7 protein-coding genes and 1 pseudogene are annotated in these 5,793 nt (G+C 49.2%); 5 read left to right on the top strand and 3 right to left on the bottom strand.

Translation table 11 applies throughout. From position 1 onward, the window contains the following. The 3 genes and pseudogenes from DEO48_RS00160 to trpA form a co-directional block, all read left to right on the top strand. Positions 1 to 146 (top strand): annotated as a pseudogene (locus tag DEO48_RS00160) (bifunctional indole-3-glycerol phosphate synthase/phosphoribosylanthranilate isomerase); the annotation flags it as partial. A 10-nt stretch (positions 147 to 156) separates the two neighbouring features. Then, positions 157 to 1,350 carry a tryptophan synthase subunit beta gene (gene trpB / locus DEO48_RS00155; RefSeq protein ID WP_109843954.1) on the top strand — a complete coding sequence of 398 codons (1,194 nt, stop codon included), beginning with the start codon at positions 157 to 159 and terminating at the stop codon, positions 1,348 to 1,350. Next, positions 1,350 to 2,159 carry a tryptophan synthase subunit alpha gene (trpA, locus tag DEO48_RS00150; protein ID WP_023312082.1) on the top strand — a complete coding sequence of 270 codons (810 nt, stop codon included), beginning with the start codon at positions 1,350 to 1,352 and terminating at the stop codon, positions 2,157 to 2,159. The genes trpB and trpA overlap by 1 nt, the downstream gene beginning before the upstream one ends. A 130-nt stretch (positions 2,160 to 2,289) precedes the next feature. Here the strand turns inward: trpA and DEO48_RS00145 are convergent, their stop codons facing one another. Further along, positions 2,290 to 2,925, bottom strand: coding sequence for a response regulator transcription factor (locus DEO48_RS00145; protein WP_109843953.1), 636 nt, complete (start codon positions 2,923 to 2,925; stop codon positions 2,290 to 2,292). A gap of 1,140 nt (positions 2,926 to 4,065) precedes the next feature. Here DEO48_RS00145 and DEO48_RS27030 point away from each other — a divergent pair. Both DEO48_RS27030 and DEO48_RS27025 read left to right on the top strand, forming a co-directional pair. Next, positions 4,066 to 4,560, top strand: a complete 495-nt coding sequence (locus DEO48_RS27030) for a hypothetical protein (protein WP_258306043.1) — start codon at positions 4,066 to 4,068, stop codon at positions 4,558 to 4,560. A gap of 55 nt (positions 4,561 to 4,615) precedes the next feature. After that, positions 4,616 to 4,975, top strand: a complete 360-nt coding sequence (locus DEO48_RS27025) for a hypothetical protein (protein ID WP_375232157.1) — start codon at positions 4,616 to 4,618, stop codon at positions 4,973 to 4,975. 99 nt (positions 4,976 to 5,074) lie between these two features. Here DEO48_RS27025 and DEO48_RS27320 read toward each other — a convergent pair whose 3' ends face one another. Beyond that, a complete protein-coding gene (locus tag DEO48_RS27320; RefSeq protein WP_109843952.1) occupies positions 5,075 to 5,572 on the bottom strand; it encodes a tail fiber assembly protein in 498 nt (165 codons plus the stop codon). 10 nt (positions 5,573 to 5,582) lie between these two features. Next, positions 5,583 to 5,793, bottom strand: a 211-nt coding sequence (locus DEO48_RS26675; protein ID WP_375232156.1) for a hypothetical protein, incomplete at its 5' end; no start/stop codon positions are given.

Genomic DNA, 5,793 nt, shown 5'->3' with positions numbered 1-5,793 from the left:
CGGGTGGATTAGGCCCGGATAACTGCGTAGAAGCCGCTAAAACCGGCTGCGCAGGCCTCGATTTCAATTCAGGCGTAGAGTCCCAGCCGGGTATCAAAGATGCCAGCAAGCTGGCCTCGGTTTTTAAAACTCTGCGTGCATATTAAGGAAGAGAAGATGACGACATTACTTAACCCGTATTTTGGTGAGTTCGGCGGGATGTACGTCCCGCAAATCCTGATGCCCGCGCTGCGCCAGCTGGAAGAAGCGTTTGTCAGCGCGCAGAAAGACCCGGCTTTTCAGGCTGAATTTACCGACCTGCTGAAAAATTACGCCGGTCGTCCGACCGCGCTGACCAAATGCCGCAACCTGACGGAAGGCACCAAAACCACGCTGTATCTGAAGCGTGAAGACCTGCTGCACGGCGGCGCGCATAAAACTAACCAGGTGCTGGGCCAGGCGCTGCTCGCGAAGCGTATGGGCAAAACCGAAATCATCGCCGAAACCGGTGCGGGTCAGCACGGCGTGGCCTCTGCGCTTGCCAGCGCCCTGCTCGGTCTGAAATGCCGCATCTATATGGGAGCGAAAGACGTTGAGCGTCAGTCTCCGAACGTCTTCCGTATGCGTCTGATGGGAGCAGAAGTAATCCCGGTGCACAGCGGCTCCGCGACGCTGAAGGATGCCTGTAACGAAGCGCTGCGCGACTGGTCTGGCAGCTATGAAACCTCACACTATATGCTTGGTACCGCGGCGGGCCCGCACCCGTTCCCGACTATCGTGCGCGAATTCCAGCGCATGATCGGTGAAGAGACCAAAGCGCAGATCCTCGAAAAAGAGGGTCGCCTGCCGGATGCGGTGATCGCCTGCGTCGGCGGCGGCTCCAACGCCATCGGCATGTTTGCAGACTTTATCGACGACACCAGCGTGGGCCTGATTGGCGTAGAGCCTGCCGGTCACGGCATTGAATCGGGTGAACACGGCGCGCCGCTGAAGCATGGCCGCGTGGGGATCTACTTCGGGATGAAATCCCCGATGATGCAAACCGATGAGGGTCAGATTGAGGAGTCTTACTCTATTTCTGCCGGCCTCGACTTCCCGTCCGTCGGGCCGCAGCATGCGTATCTGAACAGCACCGGCCGCGCGGACTATGTCTCCATTACCGATGACGAAGCGCTGGAAGCCTTTAAAACGCTGTGCCGCAGCGAAGGGATCATCCCGGCGCTGGAGTCTTCGCACGCGCTGGCGCACGCGCTGAAAATGATGAAAGAAAATCCGGAAAAAGAACAGCTGCTGGTGGTGAACCTTTCCGGCCGCGGTGACAAAGATATCTTCACCGTTCACGATATTCTGAAAGCACGAGGGGAAATCTGATGGAACGCTACGATAACGTATTTGCAGAGCTGAAATCCCGCCAGGAAGGCGCGTTCGTTCCCTTCGTCACCCTGGGCGATCCGGGCCCGGAACAGTCGCTGAAGATTATCGACACCCTGATTGAAGCCGGCGCCGACGCGCTGGAGCTGGGTATTCCGTTCTCCGATCCGCTGGCGGATGGCCCGACCATCCAGAACGCAACGCTGCGCGCATTCGCCTCCGGCGTGACGCCTACTCAGTGCTTCGAGATGCTGGCGGCGATTCGCCAGAAGCACCCGACCATTCCGATCGGCCTGCTGATGTACGCCAACCTGGTCTTTAACCGCGGTATTGATGAGTTCTATGCCGAGTGCGCGCGCGTGGGCGTCGACTCCGTTCTGGTGGCAGACGTGCCGGTTGAGGAGTCTGCGCCATTCCGTCAGGCGGCCATGCGCCATAACGTCGCCCCGATTTTCATCTGCCCGCCGAACGCCGATGACGAACTGCTGCGCCAGATTGCCTCTTACGGACGCGGGTATACCTACCTGCTCTCCCGCGCGGGCGTGACCGGTGCCGAGAATAAAGCCGCCCTGCCGCTGCATCATCTGGTGGAGAAGCTGGCCGAGTACCATGCCGCGCCTCCGCTGCAGGGGTTCGGGATTTCATCCCCGGATCAGGTCACCGCAGCGATTGACGCGAAGGCGGCTGGTGCCATCTCCGGCTCCGCGATTGTGAAGATCATCGAAAAGAACGTGGACAAGCCAGAACAGATGCTGGCCGAGCTGAAAGCGTTTGTGACCGCAATGAAAGCGGCGACGCGTAAAGCATAACCCTTCCACCGTCTGGCTTCCTGCCAGACGGTTATCCTTCCTGGCGATCGCTCGTCATGTAGCTTTCTCGCGAACCGCTATTTAAGACCGAAAGACCAGGCAGCAATGACGCGCCTTCGCTTTGGGTGTATTAATAGTTTTTCCGGGGCGGACAATGTGACTTTCCTATTTGTAACGTACCGGCAGCATGGACCAAATCAGCTAAAGTACGCACCTGCATTTTATCCATCACTCTGCGTCGGTGGACCTTCACGGTAATTTCTGATATGCCAAGTTCAGACGCAATTTGTTTGTTTTGTAGGCCGTTAATCGCTAACTCAAAGATCTGCTTTTCGCGTCGTGTCAGGGCATGGTAGCTTTTGCAAAGCTCGAATAATCTTTGTTGCTCTAAAAAATTGTGGCTCGCTTCGTTTAGCACATCTTTCACGACATCGATCAATTCTTCTGGTTCGACTGGCTTCGTCAAAAAATCCCTAACACCTGCTTTCATCGCTCGTACGCAGAGTGGGATTGAGCCGGCCATGGTCAGGATAATTATCGGTATTGTACAGCCACGTTCCTTCAGGGCATCTATCACATCGAAACCGTTAGTGTCTGAGGTGTTAATTTCAAGTATTAAGCATGAAGGACGATCGACAATGGAGCAGGAGAGAAATTCTTCGGCATCTTTGAAGTCAAAAGCCTGATAACCTTTCGCCATTAACAATTTAACCACAAACAGCCTATATGCATCATCATCATCGATAACATAAACAACATCTTCCATATCACTCTCTCCTAACCAGGCCTTCTACGTTCATAATACGAACGGAGGCGTCCATTCACAAAAACTTTTAGAAATGCCAGCCTCTATGGCTGATATCGTTTAATATCCGGAAGTAACAAAATCAAAGACTAACAATCCATATGGGAATATTCTAATTTAGCAAAGGTAATTAGCATGAGGATATTCTGAAAAAAAAGATACATATAAAAGTCGTTTTTGAGCAGCGGTACTGTTAAAACTCAGCTTTCAAGCAAACCCTTTTGTATATATTTGACTCATATCACGGGAATTATCTCAGCCCTGTCGTTTTAAGGTGCAGTTTTTATATCTGCCAGGTGGTTAGCTGAATAAGAGTGCGTTTTTGGTGTTAACGCCGATTCAGGATCCACCCGCACTCCAGCCAGAGTCTCTCTCAGAACATCAGGTATATCAACGGCTCTTGCTTCTCTGAATTCCGCAGCCGTGCCGAGAATCCAAACTCAGCACGGTTTAATGACTGAGGTCATAAAAAGAGGCGGTATTTTGGAGAAAAGGTTTGGAGAGGTTTTGAGGCAAACGAAAAAGATATATATTCCAGTCCGTTAAATTCACTTACACCTTCTGAGTTCAAAGATCTATCAAAAATCAATATTTAAACATTAAATCAATAGGATACGCTCAAATTCCAACTGGTTTTCTCTTACATTTTCCGTTAGTTAAATCTCTGTAACTTCAATCAATTAACGATTTGTTTTGGAGAAGACTTTTTCCGACAAATTGTTCTCAATCCATCTAAATAGGCTTCCCTGCCTTTCATAAAATTACTCGCTCAATTCAATTCCCAAAAAAACTATCAGTAGGCTTTTTATGCCTATTTATTGACACAATACTAAACAGTTTCGAGAATCCGAATCGTCTGGTTCAAGCCGGTTTCAAGACACCCGGCATCACTCAGTGTATCGAGTGTCGTTAAACTCCTTATACGGCATTTGATGATCGGCGGCGCAATTCAAAAGCACTTTAGCGCCGCCGTTTTTTAGCACAGACTTTGTCGACCACTACCCCCTGGACTTAACCCGGCTCAACATTATATGGTCTGTTTAAAAAACGTATAACTTCAATCGGTAATATATCGATTCTCCTTTATTAACAGAGAGCGCTATGAGAAATTTGATTTTTAAAATGGCCGGTTGGCGGAAAAGTAAGGATTCCACTTATGCAGAATGCCATAAATTATTTGGAGGCAGCGTAATTACTCATCCGGATGTGCTGAATTTCCTACACAATCGTCTTCCTTGTAATCCTGACTACTATGTAAAAAAAGATACAGATGGGCGACTTTTGGGAGCACTTTGCACTTGGGACGGCAAGCATTTAGCAGGTGATGCAGAGTTTTCAAAAAAAATAGCTAACGCGTACCCATTCAGTAAAGATGAAATAATACTTCCAATATCATCATCTGAAGAATATGTCATACCTTTTAAATCTAAATACCTGTCACCAATTAATGCGCAAAATGTTATTAACTCAATGATTTCAATCAACAGCGGGCGGAGGATATGCATTGCAAAAGGCTGTGGGGGAAGCGGTTACTCATCGAAAACAAAAAACAGAAGAAATAGCGAATTAAATAGATTTTTAAACGCAGGGGGGTGATATTTTCGATCAGTCAGAATTCTCTCCCGAGGATTTATGCGAAATATATATTGAGTTGTTTTATAAACGCAGAGGACGTAAACCTGACAATGTACATGAAATGCTTGACACCCTCAAAAATTTGCGTTCTTTTTTCTTCGGTCATGTGCTAACACTAAAAGGAAAACCATGCGCTTTTCAGATGATAACCAAAGCTGAAAGTCCGGGGTGGGTAAGCTATGATTATATTAATGGAGGCTACGATCAAGTTCACGACTCTTTTTGCCCGGGGACTGTAGTAACGTGGCTGAATGTAAAAAAAGCCTACGACTTCAGCAGTATGGCCGGTAAAGAATTGCGTTACTCGTTTGGAAAACCAACTGCTGACTACAAAGACAGATGGTGCAGAACAGAGTCCTTAGCACGTCTGTTATAGGATGATGAACTCACGGTGTTTCACCACCTGTACGGTGGGTTTTATTTAGCCAGGGCGAAGAAAAACCTGCTCCTGGCTGGTATTCTGTTCTCTTTGATATCACTCAGGCTTCGGCGGCCAATCTTCCCCTGGTTGCACTCGATAAACCAGCACACGGTATTTTTTCCACTCAATAAGCAGAAATTTCTCGACTTCTGTTGCCATGTTCAGATCAACCGCATCCTGGAGGATAGCGATTTTATCTTTGGCCTCCCGCAGTAGGCTGGACTGCGTTCCTCTGGCGATAACAACCTGGTCGAGAGAATAAACGCCATCAATGATTCTGGCGTTATAGCCATCGGTCAGGATACCTTCCGGCGCGTCGTTTTCCGGTATTTCCCAGACGGTCATATCGACCGGGAATAAGGCGCTGCCGTCATCTGTGACGCAAATTATCTTCCCCTCCGCATCCGTTGCGGCGTAGATATTCCCCGCGATACGCTCTTTGTCCCAGGTGATGGTGTACCAGTCGGTGCCGTCAGCATTTTTGATGTATGCAGCCCCCGGAACTGGTGGTGATTCAGGGGTGTAGCGTTTGAATGTTCCTAAGTTGTTCATAGTTTTATCCTTATGCGAAGTTAACCCAGTTGCCGTTAATCAGGTACTGAGGATAGGCGTAATACGCGTGAGTGATTCGGTCGTCGCCCTCCGTCAGGCTTGCGATATTTATCGCCCCCTGTGGAATTTTTGATGACCAGTCGCCAATCCCGGACAGGCCCGATATTTTTGTACGTGCGCCAATGCGATGTCCGGAGGAATATTTAGCGTTATAGCGCTGG

The organism is Enterobacter sp. CGMCC 5087, assembly GCF_003144775.1.
Classification (GTDB): domain Bacteria; phylum Pseudomonadota; class Gammaproteobacteria; order Enterobacterales; family Enterobacteriaceae; genus Enterobacter; species Enterobacter cloacae_M.
Note: the sequence above shows the minus strand (reverse complement) of the source record. Positions and strands in the feature narration are given on the sequence as shown.